We start from the raw sequence: 19,930 nt of genomic DNA, 5'->3' as shown, positions 1-19,930 counted from the left end.
GCGCAAAGAGGGAGAGAACGCAGAGAAAGACTTTTTGCTTTTGGGTTTAAACCTCAAAGCCTCTCTCCATCTCTGCTCCTCTGCGACTCTCCGTTGAGATTTCTTCAAGGATTTATAGATGAACGCCCCACCTGAAATTTACAAGGAGATATCCACCGGCTACCGGGTGGTGCTGACCCTGATCGTCATGGTCGGCTCCTTCATGGCAATCCTCGACACCACTGTGGTCGACGTGGTGGTGCCGAAAATGATGGGGCCGCTGGCAACCGACCTCTATGGCGTACAATGGGTGATCACCGCCTACATGACGGCGGCGGCGGTCGGCCTGCTGCTGACTCACAGCCTCGGTGCGGTACTGGGTCTCAAGCGCCTGTTCCTGATCGGACTGGTGGTCTTCACCGGCGCCAGTTTCTTCTGCGGTCTGGCGGGCACTCTGGGCGAGATGATCGGCGCCCGGGTGCTGCAGGGCCTCGGCGAGGCGTTGATCATGGCCTCGGCCCAGACCATCCTGTTCCTGATCTACCCTCCTGAAAAACGCGGACTGGCGATGGGTATCTACGCCATGGGCGTCAGCTTCGCCCCGTCCCTCGGGCCGACCGTCGGCGGCTGGATCACCGAACATCTGAACTGGCGCTGGGTCTTCTTCATCAATCTGCCGACCGGGGCCCTGAACCTGCTGGCCGGAGCGATGCTGCTGCCCAAGCTGCCCGGCCACACCAGACGACTCGAATTCAATTTCCTCAGTTACCTGCTTCTCGGCGGCTTCACTGTCAGCCTGCTGGTGCTGCTCTCCAAGGGACAGCAGCTCGGCTGGGGGCAGTCGACCCTGATCGGGGTTCTCGGCTACGCCAGCGCCATCCTGCTGCTGCTCTACCTGGCCAACGAACTGCGGGCGAAAAAGCCGCTGATCGACGTCGCCATCTTCCGCGACAAGGTCTATTCCCTGTCGATGGGCTTCTATTTCCTGGTCCTCGGCCTGTCGATCTACCAGATCTTCTACCTGCTGCCGCTTTACTACGAGAACCTGAAAGGGCTGAGCACCTTTGACACCGGGCTGCACATGCTCGCCTTCGCTATTTTCATCGCCATTTTCTCACCGCTGGCCGGCATCCTCAGCGACCGTTACGGACCGCAGAAAGTGCTGGCATGCAGCACCGCGCTCTACCTGGTTACCAGCTACTGGCTGCTTCCTTCTCTCAACTACTACACCCCATCCACCCGGGCGGCGCTGCTGACCATCCCGCTCGGCATCAGTCTCGGCGCCTTCTTCGCGCCGCTGTCAGCCCTGGCGCTTCGCAACCTCGGAGCGCGTACGGCCCAGGGAGTCAGCCTGATGCACTACCTGCGTTTCGTCGGCGGCTCCCTCGGCACCGCCATTGCCACCAACACCCTGGAGAGAAGCACTGCCGTTCATTACGACGGCATCCCCCCTATGCAGAACCTGCCGCACCTGCTGAGCCAGTTCTCCAGTTGGGGGCACCAGCTCAGCGCCAACCTCCCGGTCGATCCGCAGGTTGCCGCGCAACTGATATTGGGCAAGGTTCAGCAGCTGCAGGCAACCAGCTACGCCTTCCAGGACACCTTCCGCCACGGTTTCATCTTCGCCATTGCCGGGTCGAGTTTTCTGCTGTTGATTTTCTGGGTGCTGGCGCGCGAGAAACGCGCCGAGGTCGGGAGTCTGTCAGCCCGTCAATGACTTGCCGCTACTGATGCTTCACCGCCATGCGCAGGCCGAGGGCGACTAGCACCGTGCCGGTGAGGCCGTGGAACCACTGGCTGACCCGCGGACGCTGCAACCAACCCTTGACCTGCCGGACCATCAGCGCCAGCAGGCACTGCCAGAGCATGGCGATGGTAAAATGGCACCCGGCCAGGAAAAACGATTGCAGCAAGGCTGATCGGGCCGGGTCGATGAACTGCGGCAGGAAGGCCATGTAGAAAACCACCGCCTTGGGATTGAGCAGGTTGGAGAGGAAGCCCTCGCGCAAGGAACGTCCGGCCGCGAAACCTTCCAGAGTCGCCATCCGGCCTTGCTCCAGTTCGAAGATTTCGCGCCGCAGGCCCTTGCGCAGACTGGTCAGGCCCAGCCAGACCAGGTAGGCTCCGCCAGCCAATTTCAGCAGGCTGAAAGCCCAGACAACCTGCATCAGAATCACAGAGATCCCCACCGCCGAGATCCCGGCATGGAGAAAGAGCGACGAGCAGATGCCGAGGCTGCTGACCGCGCCGTCGCGCCAGCCGCCGCGGGCAGTGTTGCGGATGATCAGCATGGTATCGACCCCTGGAGTGAGGGTCAGGATGGTAATCGCGATCAGGGCGGCAGCGAGGCTGAGATGGTCCATCAGGGTTTTCCTTTCCACTTGCAGACAGCTTGACGAGAGATACTCTGCAGCAAGTCCTTCAGTTTAGCAACTCCTCCTGATGAAGCCCTGTCACCGCCGAACTTTTGAGGTAGACAGCGAGCTGCAAGGGAGCGGGCACCTGGAAACAAAAAAACGCAGATTCCCCTTGCCCCGCTTGCAGCTTCACACTTCAGGCTTCCTCCTCGCCCTCGGCATCAACGAGGAAGAGGTACAGCAGGTCCGCACAAAAAATCATTCGAACCAGTCCCCTGCCCCTTCAGGATGCGGTCGAACCGGATAACCGGATTCGCGCCGCCAGCCGCCCGTCAATCCCCAGCAGGCCCAGCCCGATCAGCACCATGCCGGCGAAATCCGTAGCCGCGAACTGTTCCTCGAGGAAGAGCGCGCCAAGGAGGATGGCGCTGACGGGATCAACAGGGTCACCAGTAGCAGGTTGGTGGCGCCGGCGGTAGCGAGCAGGCGGAAATAAATGATGTAGGCGAGCGCGGTCGAAACCCGCACCAGGGTGAAGGGCGGCAGCTCCTTCACCGCCACACCGACAAAGAAGAACGACCCTCCCCAGAGGATGGAGAGGATGATCGGCTACAGAATAATGCCAGGAGTAGCGGCCAGCCACCCGATTCTTGCGAAAGTCTGAAAAGCAAGAATCGGGTGGCCCATTTTCCTTCCCTTGTCTATCCTGACCGGACTCGGTTAAACTCCGACGAAGGAGAAGATCGATGGACCATCCTGATTATCAGCACATCGCGCAGGCCATCCGCTTCCTGGAAGATCATGTCTCCGAGCAACCCTCCCTCGAAACGGTGGCGGCCCATATCGGCTTCAGCCCCTTTCACTTTCAACGCCTGTTCAAGAGTTGGGCAGGGGTCAGCCCGAAACGGTTCCTGCAGTACCTGACCGTCGAGCATGCCAAGCAGATGCTGCGCGCCTCGGAGTCGGTGCTGGAGACGGCCTTCGAGGTCGGCCTGAGCGGGCCGGGGCGGCTGCACGACCTGTTCGTCAGCGTCGAAGCGGTCACTCCCGGCGAATACAAGAGCTTCGGCCGCGACCTGCAGCTGTTCTACGGCTTCCATTCCACCCCCTTCGGCGACTGCCTGCTCGCCGCCAGCACACGCGGCATCTGCGCCCTCTCCTTCGTCGAAGACGGCAGGCGGCAGGCAATCGAGGAACTGCGTTCAGAGTGGCGACAATCTGAACTCGCGGAGGATACGGAACGAACCGGGCTTCTGGTCGATAGGATTTTTGCAACACCCGACAGGGAGCAGGACGAGCCGCTGCGGCTGCTGCTCAAGGGAACCAATTTCCAGCTCAAGGTCTGGGAAGCGCTGCTGAAGATTCCGGAAGGACGTGTCGTGACCTACGGTGCCCTGGCCGAAGCGATCGGTCATCCCGGCGCCCAGCGCGCGGTCGGCACTGCCGTCGGCCATAACCCGATCGCCTGCCTGATCCCCTGCCACCGGGTGCTGCGAACGGACGGCGGCATCGGCGGCTACCGCTGGGGGATAACCCGTAAGCGGGCGATACTGGCGCGGGAAGCGGCGAACAACCTTCGCATACCGGATTAATCAGGGGTCAGGTCCGAACCGAACGTTGCCCCTTGCCGAACAGGAACCGCTCGACAGTCCCGCCGGACAGACGCCGCACCCCCTGCGCCAGCAGCATGGTCACCAGCAGGGCAAAGAGGAAGCGGCCGATCAGCAGGCCGGACCAGTGGCCGCCGAAGGCCATCACGAACAGGGTGTCCTCAATCAGGCTGTGGCAGAGACACATGAAACAGAGCGACAAAAAGACGTCTCTGGCGGCAAGTCGTCCGGAGCGGGCTTCCTGGATAATCAGCGCGCCACCGTAGGAAATTCCCAGCAGACTGCCGGTAACAGTCATCGAGGTAGCCATGGTGCCGATCCCCATCAGACGCAGCAGGGGCGATAAGGCCCGTGCCAGCAGAGGGGTCACACCGGTCCGTTCCAGCACCTTCAGTCCGGCCAGCAGAACGGTAATGATCCAGAAAATCGACCACAACGAGCTGAGACTGGCGAGGGCCCAGGTCCCCCAGTCTGCCGCGGGCGGGGTCAGATGCAGAAAGATCACCCGCGCCGGTTCCTGCATCCCGGCGAAGCCGGCATAGGCCAGGTTGAGCAGAGCCCCATAAACCAGGGCTGCGGCCAGACGCAGCACCAGGGTGAAGAGGAAACCGGCCCCGGCTTTCTGGGCGATACGCTGCTCGACGGGCAGCGAATGGGCGATCAGGATCATTGCGCCGAGGACCGTCGCCTGGGCTATGCTGAGGGGCACCGTGGGCAGCAGCGTCAGCAGCGCCGCGGCGGCGGCGTAGATATTGACCAGCATGGCGGTCACCCAGACAAAGCCCATCTCGCCCGGAAGTCCGACCAGGGACATGACCGGGGCGACAATTTTACCCACCAGATCAATGGCTCCGAGCTCGACGGCAAGCCGTACCAGAATCATCACCGGCACCATCACCTTGAGCAACTCAAGGTAAAGGGAGCCGCTCTCCTGCAGGAGGGTTTTCAGTGCTTCCACGAACTTTTTCATCTCACGCCTCACGGGTCTTCAAAAAACAACAGGATAATGGAAAAATCGCAAAAAGTGACCAGCTTTTGCGGACTCGATGGAACATTTCGTTCAAACAACAGATGGATGAAAAGGGCGGAACTGGCCAACCGGCAACGGGGCACGCTTGACTTTTCCCCACCATGACTGATACTGTCTATCAAGTTTCGCGTCCTCAGAAGAAAAGGGCGCAGACACCCATACCGCTGTTCCAGGATTGAAAAGACGTCTCTTCAGGCTCCGGAATCATCCGGGGCTTTTTTCGTTCCGGCCGTCATCGGCCGCGTCCCCTCTCCCGCAACAGTCCCCATCGGCCCCACGTATCGGACCGCAAAAAAGGATCCTATGAATTTCAGCAGTTTCAATCTCCACCCGAAAATCAACGCCGGCATCACGGCAGCCGGCTACTCAACTCCGACACCGATTCAGGCACAAGCCATTCCGAAAATCATGCGGCAGCGCGATGTCATGGGCCTGGCCCAGACCGGCACCGGGAAAACCGCGGCCTTCGGCCTGCCGATCCTGCATCGTCTGCTGACGGAACCACGAGGCGGGGTTCGCGCCCTGGTCATTGCCCCGACCCGCGAACTGGCCGAACAGATTCACGAATCACTCAGCCAGCTCGGCAACCGGAGCGGCCTGCGCAGCACCACCATCTACGGCGGTGTCGGCATCAACCCGCAGATCGCCCGACTGAAAAAAGGGGTCGATATTGTCGTCGCCTGCCCGGGCCGCCTGCTTGATCACATTCAACAGGGAACCATCGACCTGCGCCGGCTGCAGATGCTGGTCCTCGACGAGGCGGACCAGATGTTCGACATGGGCTTTCTGCCCGACATCCGGCGGATCATCAAAGCGCTGCCGGTCCAACGACAGACCCTGCTCTTCTCCGCCACCATGCCGAAAGAGATCCGCCACCTGGCTGAGGAAGTCCTCACCGACCCGGAACGGGTGCAGGTCGATATCGTCGCCCCGGCGGAAACAGTCAGTCACGCCCTCTACCCGGTACCGCAGCATCTCAAGACCAACCTGCTGCTCAAACTGCTGCAACAGACCAACACCGAATCAGTGCTGGTCTTCACCCGCACCAAGCATCGCGCCAAGCGCCTCGGCGAGAAACTCGGCAAAAGCGGCTACCGGGCCGCCTCGCTGCAGGGGAACCTTTCCCAGAACAAGCGTCAGGCGGCCCTCAACGGCTTTCGTGACGGCAGCGTCCAGATCCTGGTGGCCACCGACATCGCCGCCCGCGGTATTGACGTTTCACAGGTTTCACACGTCATCAACTTCGACATTCCCAACACCACTGAAGCCTATATCCACCGCATCGGCCGTACCGGCCGCGCCAGCCGCAGCGGCGACGCTTTCACGCTGATCACCGAGGAAGATCGGGCGATGGTGCGGGCGATCGAAAAGGTCCTCGGCCAACAGGTCGAACAACGCACCTTGGAAAATTTCGACTACCGGCTGCCCGCGCCTGCCCGCACCGGACAGAGTCCCCGATCGGCAAAACCCGTACAGGCAAGGAAAAACGGTATCCCGACCGGCAACGGATCTCTTCCCCAGCCGGCCCGCAGGCGCCCGCGGAGAAGAGCCGCCAACCGGGTCGGCACCCTGTAAATCGATCAGCAGGAGGTCGGTCGCGCCTTCAACCTGAACCCGCGAGTTCATGCCGGATCCGCTTTTTCGGCTCTCACGGTTTCCTTTACCGGCAACAGGGTGTATGCTTGTTTAATATGTATGTAGGGAAAGCTGACCAGCCGAGAAAAACGAAACGGGATCGACCATCCGCCTTCCTGAAACACCTTCACAATCTCGACAGCCCTCCAGTGCCATCCGGTGCTGAGGGCTGCGACAATCTGAAAAGCTGGCCCTGAAGCCCGGCAGTGTCGTCAGAAAATTGAATCGACGGGAGCCTTTCCGGCACCGCGAGTTCAGTCTTTGCCACCTGCCGCCTCCCCCAGACAAGGAAGGACGATCATGTCAGAAACGGCTCCATCAACAGGCGATCCGATTGAAGCCCGCTGCACCAAGTGCCGGAAAAACACCTCGCACACCATCATCATCATGGGCGAGGAAGGACCGGAAAAAGTCCAATGCGGCACCTGCGACAGGCAACACAAGTACCGCCCGCCCACGGCACCGAGAAAACCGGCGACACGAAAACCCGTTGACCCGAGGATTGCCGAACGCAAGGAATGGGAGGAGTTGCGTCCCAGCCTGGACAGTGCTGCGGCCAGGGACTACTCCATGGACGGCGAGTATCGGGTCAACAACCTGATCAACCACCCGCTCTTCGGCCTGGGCCTGGTCCAGCGAATCGCCGGCGCGCGCAAAGTCGATGTCCTGTTCGAGGATGGCCGAAAAACCATGCGCTGCAAATAAACCGCCACCAGGAATCCGGATTTCGAACATGCAGATATGGGTCGATGCCGACGCTTGTCCGAAAAGCGTCAAGGAGATCCTCTACCGCGCCGCGGCAAGAACCGGGATCAGGCTGACCCTGGTGGCCAACCAACCCCTGAAGGTACCCCCCTCTCCGCACATTACCACCATCCGGGTCGCGGCCGGGATGGACGTCGCGGACGCGCACATCGCTGCCGAAGCCGAAGCGGGAGACCTGGTGATTACCGCCGACATCCCGCTGGCGGCGCAGTTGGTCGACAATCGGGTCCACGTTCTCGGACCACGCGGTGACGTGATCGACCGGGACAACATCCACGAACGGCTGAGCATGCGTAACCTGCTCGACGAGCTGCGCGGCAGCGGCATCGAAACCGGAGGCCCGCCGCCATTGAAAAAATCCGACCGCCAGGCCTTTGCCAACCGCCTCGACCAGCTCCTGGCAAGGACGGTGTCACCGGCACCGGGAAACACCCATTCACCCTGACCTGAATCCGTGCGTTCCTGTTGGATGGCGAGTGCAAGTGCTTGGCCGGGCTCACTGATTCAGACCTGATCCTTGAATTTTCAACTTAACCCTTGCCTTTCATATCCGGTACGTGCTAGAGTCGATCCAACTAAGCAAGTTTGTGCAGGTTTTTTTCGACGCCCAACCGCTTGACAAGGTGTCAACATGGATCAAAACACGCAGACCCGTTTGGGATGCGTGTTTTTTTATTTTCCGGGCAACTGACCGGCACAACAAAAAGTTCCCAACAAGGGAAACGTGGAGAAAAAAGATGGCTGAAGGTACTGTGAAATGGTTTAACGACGCAAAAGGTTTCGGTTTTATCGAACAGGACAATGGACCCGATGTGTTCGTTCATTTTTCTGAAATTCAAGGGGACGGCTTCAAATCTCTCGCCGAGGGAGACCGTGTCAGCTTCGACGTCACCCAGGGGCAGAAAGGCCCGCAGTCGGCCGGCGTGCGCAAAATCTGAAATCCGCGGGACGTCGTCAGTAACGACTGTCTTCCGGTTTTTCGTATTTGTTCAAAAGGCCCCGCGATCTACGCGGGGCTTTTTACTGCCCGCAGTCAAAACAACGTCCCGGGGAGGGATGGAATCAATGGCCAGAAAACCAAATTACAACTATGAAAAACGCCAGAAAGAACTGGCGAAAAAAGCAAAAAAAGAAGAGAAGCTGAAACGCCGCCAGGAACAGAAGGGGCTGACGGACCAGGAGACCGAAACCACGGACTCAGAATAGATGGTCCGGAATTCGCCATCAGGCCGGCCGATGTATGGTTGCGTGAAAACACCCTGGCCTGAAAGCCGGCTTTCCAGCTGACCGCGTATTCAGGCCGACCGGGCAGGGTTGCTGCCGAACGGGGTGATCGCCGGTCCTTTTGCCGGGCTGACAAACTTCCGGACCCTCATCCACCTACAACCCTTCCACAAGCTCCCTCCGCTTCGGTGAAAATCGAATCGCCATAATGCGCACGAACATCAGACTCACCACCAGGGCGATCACCATCAGCATCCGATTCACGTCCATTTCCCGGTACCAGAAAGCGAGGACTTCAGTCAAAAGCGCCACCAGCACCGTGTCGATAATGTAGGTCACCTTGACCCGTCCTTCGACCAGGTAACTCATGGCGGTGCGAAAGACTTCGATCAGTGCCAGGACTGTCAGCACATCGACCAGGATATCCCGGAAAAAGTACTCGGTACCTCCCGGATCAACCAGAGTCGTCAGGCTGGAAAGCAGGTCGACAAAGGTGCGGGCAATGCCGGCGCCGATCGTCCCCAGCAGTGCCAGCAGCAGGAAGGAGAGCAGCACCTTGCAGGCCTGCTCAAAAAAGGGGCCGGGAAAGCTCAGTTCAACTCGTTTTTCCATAGTCTTTTCTCCTTTGGACGTGAACATGAGGGGAAAAGGTTGGAAAACGATTTGGGTACGGTCAGCTTTCGGTCAGAAGTTCAAACCGGTTCGCCGCCACATTCTTACGCGCCCGGCGCGGGTCTAAGATGCGGCCATTCATGGCGATGTAGACTCCGGCCGGAAGAATCTGGGACGCGGTCAGGGCGCTGGCAACATTGAACAGCGCATCGGTGGAGCGGAACCGGGCCGGCTGCATGGCACCGGTCAGAACTATTGTTTTGCCGGTTATGCCGGCCAGTGCCTTGCCGGTTTCAACCATGGTATCGGTGCCATGGGTGATGACAATCTTTTCGGCAGTCGCCTCTTCCACGGCCTGTCGAAGCAGAGCGCGATCGGCATCGGTCATCTCCAGGCTGTCCTTGCGCAGCACGGATCGCACCTCGACGTCGAGAGTCAGGTTCGCTTCCCTGAGCAACTCGCCGATCGGTGATTCGCCGACCTGAAAACTGCTTTTGGCGTCGAAATAGATCTTGTCGATGGTACCGCCGGCCGTCAGGATCAGAATATCCACGATTAAAACTCCTGTTTTCCTGCCCGGCTTCCCTGCCGGGTGCTGCGCTGTTCCAGCTCGGCGTCGATGGCGTTGAGGACTTCCCATTTCTTCAGTGACCAGAGCGGCGCCAGCAGGTAGTCTCGCGGGCCGTCACCGGTCAGGCGATGGATCAGGGTTGCCGGGTGCAGCCGTTCGAGGACATCGCAGACCAGCGTGACATACTCATCCCGCTCCAGCAGGCGGAATTCCCCGGCCCGGTAGCGCTCACCCAAAACCGTCCCCTTCATCACATGCAGCAGGTGCAGCTTGATGCCGTCAACCCGCAATCGAGCCATCTCGTCAGCCGTCTGCAGCACCTGCCGGCGCGATTCACCCGGCAAGCCGAGGATAACGTGGACACAGACCTTGAGTCCCCGTTCCTTCGCCCGCCGGTAGCTATCGAGGAAGCAGGCATAGTCGTGACCGCGGCGCAGCCACTCCAGGGTCGCATCATGGCTGCTCTGCAAACCGATCTCCAGCCAGAAACAGGTCCGGCGATGGTAGTCGGCAAGCAGGTCGAGAACCTCATCCGGTAGACAGTCGGGCCGGGTCCCGACCGAAAAACCGATGACATCGGCTACGGCGAGGGCTTCATCGTAGAGCGTCCGCAATCGTGCCACCGGGGCAAACGTGTTTGAAAATGGCTGAAAATAAGCCATGAAGTGTTTTGCCTTGTACTTGCGGGTCATGACCTCCTTACCCGCCTCGATCTGCCCGCGAACCGAGAGCCGACGTTCCAGGCCGAAGGAGCCCGATCCTCCCGGATCACAGAAAATACACCCACCCCCCCGGCGGCCGCCATCGCGATGGGGGCAACCGAAACCGGCATCGACGGAAATCTTGTGCACCCGACCGCCGAAGCGTTGCTTGAGGTCCTCGGAAAACAGATTGTAGCGCTTCGACCGCATGCGGTCTTTATGACATGCCCGACCAGATCCGGCAAGTCCCTTCCATTCTCAACCTGCCCGTCACAAACCGTTGCAGCCCCTGAAAGGATTGATATACTTGAAAAGTTCTACTGATCCAGAACCAGGAACTACCGCGCAACCGTGACAATCGCCCATTGAAATGACTTTCCCGGGAGGACTCTTTGAAAGCCGTGATCATGGCCGGGGGCTTCGGCACCCGCATCCAGCCGTTGAGTATCAACCTGCCGAAACCCATGATCCCCCTGGCCAACCGGCCGATCATGCTGCATGTCATCGAACGCCTCAAGGCTCACGGCATCGATGAGTTGATCCTGCTGCTCTACCACCAGCCGGAAATCATCAAGAATTATTTCCGCGACGGCAGCGAATTCGGCGTCCATATCACCTATGTCACGCCGCTGGAAGACCTGGGAACCGCCGGCGCGATAAAGGCCGCTGCCAAATTTCTCGATCAACGCTTCCTGGTGGTCTGCGGCGACCTGCTGACCGATATCGACTTTGACAGCGTTCTGCGGTTCCACCGGCAGCATCAGGCTATCGCCACCATCGCCCTGAAGCCGGTCCCCGATCCCTTCCAGTACGGGATGGTCATCACCGACCAGGAAGGACGCATCAGTCGTTTTCTGGAAAAACCGGGACCGGGCGAGGTTTTTTCCGACACTGTCAATACCGGCATCTACGTCGTCGAACCGCAGGTTCTCGACTTTATCCCCCACTCCGGCCCGAGTGACTGGTCAGGAGACATCTTTCCGGCCATGCTTGCCGCGGGAGTCGAACTGTTCGGCTGCCGGGTCGACGGTTACTGGGCCGACATCGGCAATACCGACGCCTATCTTGAAGCCTGCGCCGACATCTGCTCCGGGCGTATCAACGTCGGGCTGCCGGGCGAACCGGACGCCGCCCGACCGCAGTTCTTCGCGGCCGAAGACTCCCTGATCGACGATGACGCCAGGCGACAGCTGGAAGGGCTGGTGGTCCTCGGCAGCAACAGCCAGATCCGCGGCCGGGCCCGGGTCGGCAACTGCATCATCGGCCGCAACTGCATCATCGAGGACGGTGCCGAACTGCGCGACACTGTTCTCTGGGACAACGTCTTTGTCCGCAGGAAAGCCAGGATCACCGGGGCGGTCCTTGGACACCGGGTCCGTATCGGCGAGGATGTCGACATCGAACGGCAGGTGGTGATCGGAGACGAAACCACCATCGGTGATCGGGCCCTGTTGAAATCGGCCGTCAGGATCTGGCCGCGCAAACGGGTCGAAAGCGGCGCCACGGTCACCAGCAATCTGATCTGGGGTGAAAAATGGCGCAAGACACTGTTCGAAGGACCGCTGATCAGCGGACTGACCAACATCGAGCTGACCCCTGAATTCACCGCCCGGCTCGGTGCCGCCTTCGGTTCGACCCTGCCGCGCAACACCTCGGTCCTCGCCGGACGGGACACCATCCGTTCATCGCGGATGCTGAAACGCTCCTTCGTCGGCGGCCTGTTGTCAGCCGGAATCAACGTCCATGACATCAAGATGTCCTCCCTGCCGGTCATGCGTCGCCGGCTGGCGGCATCGGACGAGGTCGGCGGGGTCTATTTCAGACAGTCACCCCGCGACCAGGCCAGCACCGAAGTGATCTTCTATGATGCCGAGGGGCTTGAATTTTCCACTGCCATGGCGCGCAACGTCGAACGTATCTATTACCAGGAGAACTTCCGCCGGGTCCATCACAGTGAACCCGGCAGCATCCTGGAGTTGCCGCGCATCTACGATGACTACCGTAAACGCTTTCTCCAGGCCCTTAATCCGCACCTGCTGCGCCAGGAACGCCCCAAGGTCGTTATCGACCTCAACCACTCACCGGCCGGAGACCTGTTGCCGCAATTGCTGAGCGATCTCGGCTGCGACGTTGTCGAACTCAACTCTCATGTCGCCGAGCATGGCTCGGGAGCCACTCCGCACCAGATCGAAAAAGCGATGCGGCAATTATCGGACATTGTCGTCAGCCTCAAGGCCCGGGCCGGTTTCTGGATCGGTCCATCAGGTGAGACCCTGACCATCGTCGATGATCAGGGGAAGGTCCTGGAACATGCGGAGAGCCTGACCGCCATCACCGCCCTGGTCAGCCGTGAACGCCGCCCCGGCTGCCTGGTGATGCCGGTCGCCGCCCCGAGGATCGTCGACGATCTGGCACAACAGGGAAATCTCGATATCCGCCGCTGCAAGGCTGACGGCCGCGCCCTGATCGAAACAGCCCTTGATGAGGATGCCCAGCTGGCCGCCAGTCTTGACGGTCGTTATGCCTTCACTCACTTCCAGGCCAACTTCGACGCCCTGTTTGCCGTCGCCAGGATTCTCGAACTGCTGGTCTCCGGCAAACATCGCCTCAGCGAACTGCGACAGGCGGTTCACCGTCGCAGTTACCTGAACTGCCAGGTTCCCTGCAGCCAGAAATACAAGGGCGGGGTCATGCGGCGCATGAGCGAGGACTCGGCCGGGCGGAACGCTTCCTTCATTGACGGCGTAAAAATCGAGGAACCTGACGCCTGGGCGCTGGTACTCCCGGATGAATACCGTCCGGCGATCCATATCATTACGGAAGCCGATGATCCGGAACGGGCGCGGCAACTGCTGCACCACTATCAGAAAAAGACCACCGACTGGCGGGACGAACTCGCCGCAGAGTCCTGAAACTGTGAAAATTCTTCTGGTCGCTTCCGAAGTCGCCCCGTTCGCCAAAACCGGTGGGCTCGCCGATGTCGCCGGCGCCCTGCCGCGCGCCTTGACCCGGCTCGGTCACGAGGTGCGCGTCGTGCTGCCCTGTTATCCGGAGGTTGGCAGGCGAGGTTTTTCGCCACGGGACAGCGGCCTGAACTACACCATCGAACTGGGGACACGCCGTTGCCGGACCCGGGTGCTGGAACTCGACCGGGACGGAATAACGACCTGGTTCATTGAACAACCCGAACTCTTCGACCGCCCCGGGCTCTACGGTTATTCCAGCGGCGACTACCCCGACAATATCGAACGCTTCGGCTTTTTCTGCCGGGCGGTTCTCGCCCTGTTGAAACAGGGTGGTTTTCGCCCCGACATTCTGCATCTCAATGACTGGCAGACCGGACTGATCCCGCTGCTGCTGAAAACCGATCACGCCGAAGAGCCATTTTTTCGCGACCTGACAACCCTGTTCACCATCCACAATCTCGGCTACCAGGGCCTTTTCCCGGCTTACAATCTGTACCGGGCCGGCATCCGGCCGGACCCCGCCCATCGGCAGCAGATCACCCATCATGGCCAAATTTCCCTGCTCAAAAGCGGCATCCTCTTTGCCGATCGGATCAACACCGTGTCACCGAACTACGCCCGGGAAATCTGCACCCCGGAGTACGGAGCCGGCCTGGAGAACCTTCTGCAGAAGCGGCGCGAGCGACTGAGCGGCATTCTCAACGGTATAGACCCCGACGACTGGAATCCTCGCCGGGACACCGAACTGCCCGCGAACTACGATCCCGACGACCTCTCCGGCAAAGCCCGCTGCAAACAGCACCTGCAACAGGAACTCGGCCTGCAGGAGGATGAAAACCGGCTGCTTGTCGCCCTGGTCACCAGGCTGGTCCCGCAAAAAGGACTTGACCTGCTGGCGGAGATCTGGAACAAACTGCAGCAGCGACCGATTCAGCTGGTGCTGCTCGGCACCGGAGACGAGGACATACGCCGGCAACTGGAATCCCTGCGGCGCGATCATCACCAGGTCGCCCTGCACTTTAGTTTTGACGAACCCCTGGCGCGCCGCATCTATGCCGGGGCCGATCTGTTTATGATGCCGAGTCGTTACGAACCCTGCGGTCTGGGACAGCTGATTGCCCTGCGCTACGGTGCGGTTCCCCTGGTCCGGGCCACCGGAGGACTGGCTGATACCGTGATCGACATGGATGACGACCCTCAGCAGGGTACCGGATTCCGCTTCAACGCCCCCGAAGCCGATGCCCTGCTGCGGGCCATCGACCGGGCACTGGCCCGGTTTGCCGAAAAAGACGACTGGAAAAAGCTGATACGACGCGGCATGCGCCGGGATTTTTCCTGGCGACGCTCGGCCGCCGCTTATCTTGACCTGTACCGACAACTCCGGGAATACGAAGATGGCTGAAGAGAAAAACAAACTCTCCACGAACGACGCAGCACCGCCGGCAGAAACCGAACGCTACCCGGAACTGGCGGAACTGCAGCGCGAAATCGACCGCCGCATTCGCGACAACCAGAAGTTCCTCGATCACTTTCTCGACGAAGACTTTCCCGACGACGAAAACGATACTCCCGCCGAAGAAGAACCTTTCCCCGAACTCTGACCTGAGAAAAATTCGCTGACAACCTCTAGGAGGCTGTCGGACTATCCATGAACTGGCTGCAAATCCGCGCGTTCGGCCCATATCCCAGCTCCATTTTGCCCCATAGCCACTGCTATGAGGCTGCAATTGAGCCGAAATCTGTGCTCAAACGCCCGAATTTTCGCTTCAGCCTGTATAGTCCGACAGTCTCTAGAACAGCTTTATAAACAATTCCCCCTAAACCTTCCCGCGCCCTGCTCCGATACGCCTGCCTGACATGGCTGACGGCAACAGCGTCACCTCTGTTGCGCACAAAATGCGTCTATTCACCGGCGATTTACCGGAAATTAAAGATTAGAGCTGCCAAATGACTGCGCAATAATTTTTCTCATCTCAGGCGACCACCCCCAATACACATCAGATATCACGAACTTGGAATCAGTTAATTAATCATGGCACAAATTGGCACAAATCCTGAAAGTTGAATATGCAAAAGATCGACTATAGGAATTAATGGATTTTTGCGAACGGGGTTTTAGCGTCGCAAAAAAACGCCCGCCAGGCTCCTTGCCGCAACGGGTCCGACAACTCTCTTAAACCTGATGGAGGAAAAGATGAAACTGATCAGCAAAACAATCGCGATTCTGGCTGTTGCCGCCTTCCTCGCCACCCCGGTGCTGGGCGCCGAAGGAGGCAACCCGAAAAAGGGCAAATACCTCTACAAGAAGAACTGCAAAACCTGCCACGTCGCCGGGGCTGAAGGCGGCGCTCTCACACCGCTGTCAAAGACCCAGTCGCAGTGGGACCGTTTCTTCAAAAAGAACAAGCATAAAGCGAAACCGGAAATCTGGGGCAAGTACAGCGAGAAGGATCTGAAGGATATCAACCAGTTCCTCTTCGACCACGCCGCCGACTCCGACCAGCCGGAAACCTGCGGCTAGACGCGACCGGGACCTATCTATTGCAACAGGAGGCAAATCCATGAAGACGATTCTTGCGTTACTGCTTGCCGGAGTGCTGATGGTACCCGCCCTGGCGTTCGGCACATCGATGGATGACCTGGAAAAGAAAATCCAGGAACTCAATGAGCAGATCAACGACCTGCAGGACCAGATCGACAAGAACACCATGCACTCGGCCACCGACCGCATCAGCTTCTATGGTGACCTGCGTGCCAAGGGAGACTCACTACATTACAAGGACCTGACCAACGTCCAGCCGGCGTTTGTCAACGACCCCGGCACCGGCCTGCTGGTGCCCAACTTCAATCCCGACGGCACCCTGAAACGCAAGACCGACGACTTTGACAACAATCTGCTCTACACCACCCGGCTGCGGCTGGGCATGAAGGCCAAAGTGGCCAGGAATGTCAAATTCCACGGCCGCCTGCTGATGTACAAGAACTGGGGTGATTCGACCGGGGTCAAGGTGTTCGATTCCTGGAATTCCTTCACCATGGACGGCACCAACAGCGGCAACACCACCGGCGATTTCCTGCGGGTGGAACGCGCCTACTTCAGCTGGAGCGATATCGGTCACAGCAACTTCTATCTCTCCATCGGCCGTCGTCCCTCGACTTACGGACCACCGACCAATATCCGTGAAAATGAAATGCGCGGCGGCACCCCCTCAGGGCACCTGGTCAACTTCAACTTCGACGGCATTACCGTCGGCTACAAGCTCGGCAAAGTCACCGGCTGGGACGGCCAGGTGGTCCGTTTCTGCTACGGTCAGGGGTACGAGTCCGAATTCGGCAACGGCGAACTGTTCAATGAAATTGACCTTGAGGACACCCATCTCGGCGGGTTCAACATCGACCTGCTCAATGACGGCACCAACTTCATCCAGCTGACCCTGTTCGGCGCCAAGGACATCACCGACGGCTTCAAAGGCGTGCTGGCGGTTCCCAACAGCTTCCTGCCGGCCAGCTTCCAGGCCGCCATCTTCCCCGGCTTCAACATGCTGACCCGGGTGCAGGCGACCCACAACATCGGCGACGAGCTGCTCGGCGGTATCGGCTTCATGCGTGAAGAAGACAACGGCATCAAGTGGTTCACCAGCCTCGGCTGGACCCGCACCGACCCCAATGGTGAAGCCGGTCTGTTCGGCGGCCTGAACAAGGATGCCGAGATGATCCCGGTCGACGCCAACGGCAATCCGGCGACCATCGGCGTGGACGCGGTCGCCTTCGCCCCGACCGGCAGGACTCTCGACGACAACGCCGAGAACGGCTACTCGATCTATGCCGGCATCCAGATCCCGGCGCCGATGGGCAAGCTGGGTCTCGAATACAACTACGGGTCGAAATACTGGCTGCCCTTCACCCAGGCCCAGGACGACATCGTCGGCAGCAAGCTCTCCACCCGCGGCCATGTCGGTGAAGCCTATTACATCGTTGACGTCAATCCGCGCATGTTCATGAAGTTCGGCATCATCTACTACGACTACGAGTACACCGGCAGCGGTGCTCCGGTCGGCGAACCGAAGAAGATCGATGATGTCAAGGACGGCAAGGCGTATTCCATGCTGCCCGCCATTGACAAGGTCTATGACATCAATGCCTCGATAACCGTCAAGTTCTGACCCGAGCAGGTCAAGGGGGAGGGACATCCTCCCCCTTTGCCCGCCCAGATACATCCAAGTATCTGAATTAACCGAACAAACAAGGAGCAAAGGAGTCTGCCGTGTCCCTGATCAATAAAAAACTGAGCCGACGCCGGTTTCTCGGCATGTCGTCATGCACCCTCGCCACGGCGGTGGTCGGCTCACAGGTCAAGGTTCTGCACGCCCTGGCCAAAAACGGAGACGTCACCAGCCCGCAACGGGGCAAGGATGACGACGTTTTCACCAGCTGCGGCATGTGTGTCAACAAATGCGGCGTCATTGCCCGGGTCCGCAACGGCGTCATTGAAAAACTCGACCCGAACCCCAACTTCATCAAGAGCCGGTCGATGCTCTGTGCCCGCGGCAACGCCGGGGTCGGCGTGGTCTATGATCCCGATCGGCTCAAGTACCCGCTGATCCGCACCGGCAAGCGCGGCGAAGGCAAGTTCCGCCGCGCCAGCTGGGAAGAAGCTCTCGACCTGGTGGCGAAGAAGATGAACGAGGTGGCGGAAAAATACACCCGCGCCGGCGTCATGTTCGCCTCCACCGAGGGGACCTACCAGGATCATTTCTTCATGCAGCTGGCCGAATGCTTCGGTTCGCCGAACAATGTCCGCCACCCGACCCTGTGCCTCTCCTCCAACATCCAGGGGTTCATGGCGACCTTCGGCACCAATCCGACCCCGGACGTTCTCAACGCCGACTACATCATCATGAGCGGCGCCAACCGCAGCGAGGCCCTGATCACCCCCGACTCCATCGACATGCTGAAGGGCGACGGCGGCCGGCGCAAGCTGATCTACCTCGATCCCCGTTTCACCAGGACGGCGGCCAAGGCTGACCAGTGGTACCCGATCAAGGCCGGCACCGATCTCGCTTTCGTCCTGGCGATGATCAACGTCATCATCAACGAAGGGCTCTACAACCGCTCCTTCGTCAGGGAAAACTGCGTCGGCTTCGACAAGCTGGTGCCGCACGTCTGCAATTACACACCGGAATGGGCCGAACGTGAATGTGAAATCCCGGCCGCGGATATCCGCCGCATCGCCCGCGAGTTCGCGCTGGCGGCGCCAAGGGCCATCTACTACCACGGCCGCCGCTCCTCCTTTATGGCCAACGACACTCAGCTGCGCCGCGGCATTGCCATTCTCAACGCCATCATCGGCAACTGGGATGTCAAGGGCGGCATGGTTCCCAACAGCCGCATCAAGATCGGCAGGCACGATTACCTCGCGCCCTGGTACGACGATGTCCCGGATCGGCTCGATGCCGGCAGCGTCGCCTACCTTTCGGAAAATGACGGCGCCTGGGTTCCGTTCCGTGACCGGGTACTGGCCGGCAAGCCCTATCCGGTCAAGGGCATGATGGTCTACAAACAGAACATGCTGGCCTCGGTTCCCGACCGCGCCAGGAGTCTGAAAATGATGGACCAGATGGACTTCATCTGCACCATCGACATCACTATGAGCGATACCGCCTGGTATTCCGACGTGGTCCTGCCCGAAGCGACCTACCTCGAACGCCAGGACCCGCTTGAATCGATCGGCGGCATTCTGCCGGTGGTGGTCTGGCGCCAGCCCTGCATCAAGGCGATGTTCGAAAGCAAACCGAACATCTGGATCATGAAGGAAATTGCCAAACGCCTCGGCAGTGACGTCGCCGAACAGTTCCAGTTCACCATCGAAGAGGTGATCCAGACCCAGGTCAAGGGACAGCCGCAGATCCTCAAGGCCCTGCAGACCCGGGGCGTCTACTATGAAAAAACGGATCCGACCTACGGCAGGACCCTCGGCAAACGGCTCCGCACCAAGAGCGGCAAAGTCGAGATCTATTCGGAAAAATATGCCAAGAAAGGACTGGACCCGCTACCGGTCTATGAAGCACCGAAAACCACCCCGGCCGGGAAATACCGTCTGCTGGTCGGCCGTCACGCCTTCTTCACCCATGGCACGACATCAAACAACCCTTACCTGAACGCCATCATGCCGGAAAACACCCTCTGGCTGAATACCGAAGAGGCCAGACGCCGGGGATTGCGGAACGGCATGCGGGTCACCGTCCGCAGCGAGGTGGGCGCCCAGACCCTGAAGCTGGAGGTGACCGACAAAATCCGCCCCGACTGCGTTTACATGGCGCACGGTTTCGGTGTCCTGTCGAAAGGACTGCGAACGGTTTATGGCAAAGGAGGCTGTGATGCCGCCCTGATCGGCAGCAGTTACGACAAGATCAGCGGCAACGCCGCCCTGCATGAGACCTTCGTCCAGATCGAGCGTGCCTGAGACGCGAAACAAGGAGT

Annotated in this window: 18 protein-coding genes and 1 pseudogene; 13 read left to right on the top strand and 6 right to left on the bottom strand. The window is 59.7% G+C overall.

The window, feature by feature from the left end; genetic code table 11:
* Window positions 1-118: 118 nt before the first annotated feature.
* Complete coding sequence (locus tag B5V00_RS12065) at window positions 119-1,696, top strand: DHA2 family efflux MFS transporter permease subunit (RefSeq protein ID WP_085011057.1); 1,578 nt, start codon at window positions 119-121, stop codon at window positions 1,694-1,696.
* Window positions 1,697-1,703: 7 nt separating this feature from the next.
* Here B5V00_RS12065 and B5V00_RS12060 read toward each other — a convergent pair whose 3' ends face one another.
* Together B5V00_RS12060 and B5V00_RS17605 are read right to left on the bottom strand one after the other, a co-directional pair.
* Window positions 1,704-2,342, bottom strand: a complete 639-nt coding sequence (locus tag B5V00_RS12060; RefSeq protein ID WP_085011056.1) for a LysE family translocator — start codon at window positions 2,340-2,342, stop codon at window positions 1,704-1,706.
* 277 nt (window positions 2,343-2,619) lie between these two features.
* Window positions 2,620-2,867, bottom strand: a pseudogene (locus B5V00_RS17605) (EamA family transporter); the annotation flags it as partial.
* Between the two features lie 215 nt (window positions 2,868-3,082).
* Between B5V00_RS17605 and B5V00_RS12055 the strand changes: the two are divergent.
* Entirely contained in the window at window positions 3,083-3,928 is an 846-nt protein-coding gene (locus B5V00_RS12055; RefSeq protein WP_085011055.1) for a methylated-DNA--[protein]-cysteine S-methyltransferase, read from the top strand.
* A gap of 7 nt (window positions 3,929-3,935) precedes the next feature.
* Here B5V00_RS12055 and B5V00_RS12050 read toward each other — a convergent pair whose 3' ends face one another.
* The gene (locus B5V00_RS12050) at window positions 3,936-4,916 is read right to left on the bottom strand and encodes a nucleoside recognition domain-containing protein (protein ID WP_085011054.1); all 981 of its coding nucleotides are present in this window, start codon (window positions 4,914-4,916) and stop codon (window positions 3,936-3,938) included.
* A gap of 363 nt (window positions 4,917-5,279) precedes the next feature.
* Between B5V00_RS12050 and B5V00_RS12045 the strand changes: the two genes are divergently transcribed.
* The 5 genes from B5V00_RS12045 to B5V00_RS17215 all read left to right on the top strand — a co-directional run bounded on the left by B5V00_RS12045 (window position 5,280) and on the right by B5V00_RS17215 (window position 8,582).
* Window positions 5,280-6,551: a DEAD/DEAH box helicase gene (locus B5V00_RS12045; RefSeq protein WP_085011053.1), complete on the top strand. Its 1,272-nt coding sequence runs from the start codon at window positions 5,280-5,282 to the stop codon at window positions 6,549-6,551.
* A 360-nt stretch (window positions 6,552-6,911) separates the two neighbouring features.
* Window positions 6,912-7,316 carry a hypothetical protein gene (locus B5V00_RS12040; RefSeq protein WP_085011052.1) on the top strand — a complete coding sequence of 135 codons (405 nt, stop codon included), beginning with the start codon at window positions 6,912-6,914 and terminating at the stop codon, window positions 7,314-7,316.
* 28 nt (window positions 7,317-7,344) lie between these two features.
* Window positions 7,345-7,821 carry a YaiI/YqxD family protein gene (locus tag B5V00_RS12035; RefSeq protein ID WP_085011051.1) on the top strand — a complete coding sequence of 159 codons (477 nt, stop codon included), beginning with the start codon at window positions 7,345-7,347 and terminating at the stop codon, window positions 7,819-7,821.
* Window positions 7,822-8,113: 292 nt separating this feature from the next.
* Window positions 8,114-8,314: a cold-shock protein gene (locus B5V00_RS12030; protein WP_085011050.1), complete on the top strand. Its 201-nt coding sequence runs from the start codon at window positions 8,114-8,116 to the stop codon at window positions 8,312-8,314.
* Between the two features lie 127 nt (window positions 8,315-8,441).
* A complete protein-coding gene (locus B5V00_RS17215) occupies window positions 8,442-8,582 on the top strand; it encodes a hypothetical protein (protein ID WP_172399736.1) in 141 nt (46 codons plus the stop codon).
* A gap of 174 nt (window positions 8,583-8,756) precedes the next feature.
* Here the strand turns inward: B5V00_RS17215 and B5V00_RS12025 are convergent, their stop codons facing one another.
* From B5V00_RS12025 to mnmL, 3 genes are all read right to left on the bottom strand, one after another.
* Window positions 8,757-9,212: a phosphate-starvation-inducible PsiE family protein gene (locus B5V00_RS12025; protein WP_085011049.1), complete on the bottom strand. Its 456-nt coding sequence runs from the start codon at window positions 9,210-9,212 to the stop codon at window positions 8,757-8,759.
* 61 nt (window positions 9,213-9,273) lie between these two features.
* A complete protein-coding gene (locus tag B5V00_RS12020) occupies window positions 9,274-9,768 on the bottom strand; it encodes an asparaginase (RefSeq protein ID WP_085011106.1) in 495 nt (164 codons plus the stop codon).
* Window positions 9,768-10,694: a tRNA modification radical SAM protein MnmL/YtqA gene (gene mnmL, locus B5V00_RS12015; protein ID WP_085011048.1), complete on the bottom strand. Its 927-nt coding sequence runs from the start codon at window positions 10,692-10,694 to the stop codon at window positions 9,768-9,770. The genes B5V00_RS12020 and mnmL overlap by 1 nt, the downstream gene beginning before the upstream one ends.
* Before the next feature lie 191 nt (window positions 10,695-10,885).
* Between mnmL and B5V00_RS12010 the strand changes: the two genes are divergently transcribed.
* The 6 genes from B5V00_RS12010 to B5V00_RS11985 all read left to right on the top strand — a co-directional run bounded on the left by B5V00_RS12010 (window position 10,886) and on the right by B5V00_RS11985 (window position 19,913).
* Window positions 10,886-13,396: a mannose-1-phosphate guanyltransferase gene (locus B5V00_RS12010; protein ID WP_281249702.1), complete on the top strand. Its 2,511-nt coding sequence runs from the start codon at window positions 10,886-10,888 to the stop codon at window positions 13,394-13,396.
* Window positions 13,397-13,400: 4 nt separating this feature from the next.
* Entirely contained in the window at window positions 13,401-14,852 is a 1,452-nt protein-coding gene (gene glgA / locus B5V00_RS12005) for a glycogen synthase GlgA (protein WP_085011046.1), read from the top strand.
* A complete protein-coding gene (locus B5V00_RS12000; RefSeq protein WP_085011045.1) occupies window positions 14,845-15,051 on the top strand; it encodes a hypothetical protein in 207 nt (68 codons plus the stop codon). The genes glgA and B5V00_RS12000 overlap by 8 nt, the downstream gene beginning before the upstream one ends.
* A 593-nt stretch (window positions 15,052-15,644) precedes the next feature.
* Window positions 15,645-15,971 (top strand): c-type cytochrome, encoded by a 327-nt coding sequence (locus B5V00_RS11995; protein WP_085011044.1) that lies wholly within the window; start codon window positions 15,645-15,647, stop codon window positions 15,969-15,971.
* A gap of 40 nt (window positions 15,972-16,011) precedes the next feature.
* Complete coding sequence (locus B5V00_RS11990; protein WP_085011043.1) at window positions 16,012-17,613, top strand: DUF3373 family protein; 1,602 nt, start codon at window positions 16,012-16,014, stop codon at window positions 17,611-17,613.
* Between the two features lie 101 nt (window positions 17,614-17,714).
* Complete coding sequence (locus B5V00_RS11985) at window positions 17,715-19,913, top strand: molybdopterin-containing oxidoreductase family protein (protein ID WP_245803960.1); 2,199 nt, start codon at window positions 17,715-17,717, stop codon at window positions 19,911-19,913.
* The last annotated feature ends 17 nt before the right edge of the window (window positions 19,914-19,930 follow it).

The sequence above is a fragment of the Geothermobacter hydrogeniphilus genome (assembly GCF_002093115.1).
Classification (GTDB): Bacteria; Desulfobacterota; Desulfuromonadia; order Desulfuromonadales; family Geothermobacteraceae; genus Geothermobacter_A; species Geothermobacter_A hydrogeniphilus.
This window is presented reverse-complemented; position numbering and strand designations above follow the sequence as displayed.

What these genes read in the sequence shown, in the direction of transcription:
- B5V00_RS12060 (WP_085011056.1), bottom strand. Translation starts at nt 2,342, where the DNA reads ATGGACCATCTCAGCCTCGCTGCCGCCCTGATCGCGATTACCATCCTG.
- B5V00_RS12025 (WP_085011049.1), bottom strand. Translation starts at nt 9,212, where the DNA reads ATGGAAAAACGAGTTGAACTGAGCTTTCCCGGCCCCTTTTTTGAGCAG.
- B5V00_RS12035 (WP_085011051.1), top strand. Translation starts at nt 7,345, where the DNA reads ATGCAGATATGGGTCGATGCCGACGCTTGTCCGAAAAGCGTCAAGGAG.
- mnmL (WP_085011048.1), bottom strand. Translation starts at nt 10,694, where the DNA reads ATGCGGTCGAAGCGCTACAATCTGTTTTCCGAGGACCTCAAGCAACGC.
- B5V00_RS12045 (WP_085011053.1), top strand. Translation starts at nt 5,280, where the DNA reads ATGAATTTCAGCAGTTTCAATCTCCACCCGAAAATCAACGCCGGCATC.
- B5V00_RS11990 (WP_085011043.1), top strand. Translation starts at nt 16,012, where the DNA reads ATGAAGACGATTCTTGCGTTACTGCTTGCCGGAGTGCTGATGGTACCC.
- B5V00_RS11995 (WP_085011044.1), top strand. Translation starts at nt 15,645, where the DNA reads ATGAAACTGATCAGCAAAACAATCGCGATTCTGGCTGTTGCCGCCTTC.
- B5V00_RS12030 (WP_085011050.1), top strand. Translation starts at nt 8,114, where the DNA reads ATGGCTGAAGGTACTGTGAAATGGTTTAACGACGCAAAAGGTTTCGGT.
- B5V00_RS12055 (WP_085011055.1), top strand. Translation starts at nt 3,083, where the DNA reads ATGGACCATCCTGATTATCAGCACATCGCGCAGGCCATCCGCTTCCTG.
- B5V00_RS12050 (WP_085011054.1), bottom strand. Translation starts at nt 4,916, where the DNA reads ATGAAAAAGTTCGTGGAAGCACTGAAAACCCTCCTGCAGGAGAGCGGC.
- B5V00_RS12000 (WP_085011045.1), top strand. Translation starts at nt 14,845, where the DNA reads ATGGCTGAAGAGAAAAACAAACTCTCCACGAACGACGCAGCACCGCCG.
- B5V00_RS12040 (WP_085011052.1), top strand. Translation starts at nt 6,912, where the DNA reads ATGTCAGAAACGGCTCCATCAACAGGCGATCCGATTGAAGCCCGCTGC.
- B5V00_RS12065 (WP_085011057.1), top strand. Translation starts at nt 119, where the DNA reads ATGAACGCCCCACCTGAAATTTACAAGGAGATATCCACCGGCTACCGG.
- B5V00_RS17215 (WP_172399736.1), top strand. Translation starts at nt 8,442, where the DNA reads ATGGCCAGAAAACCAAATTACAACTATGAAAAACGCCAGAAAGAACTG.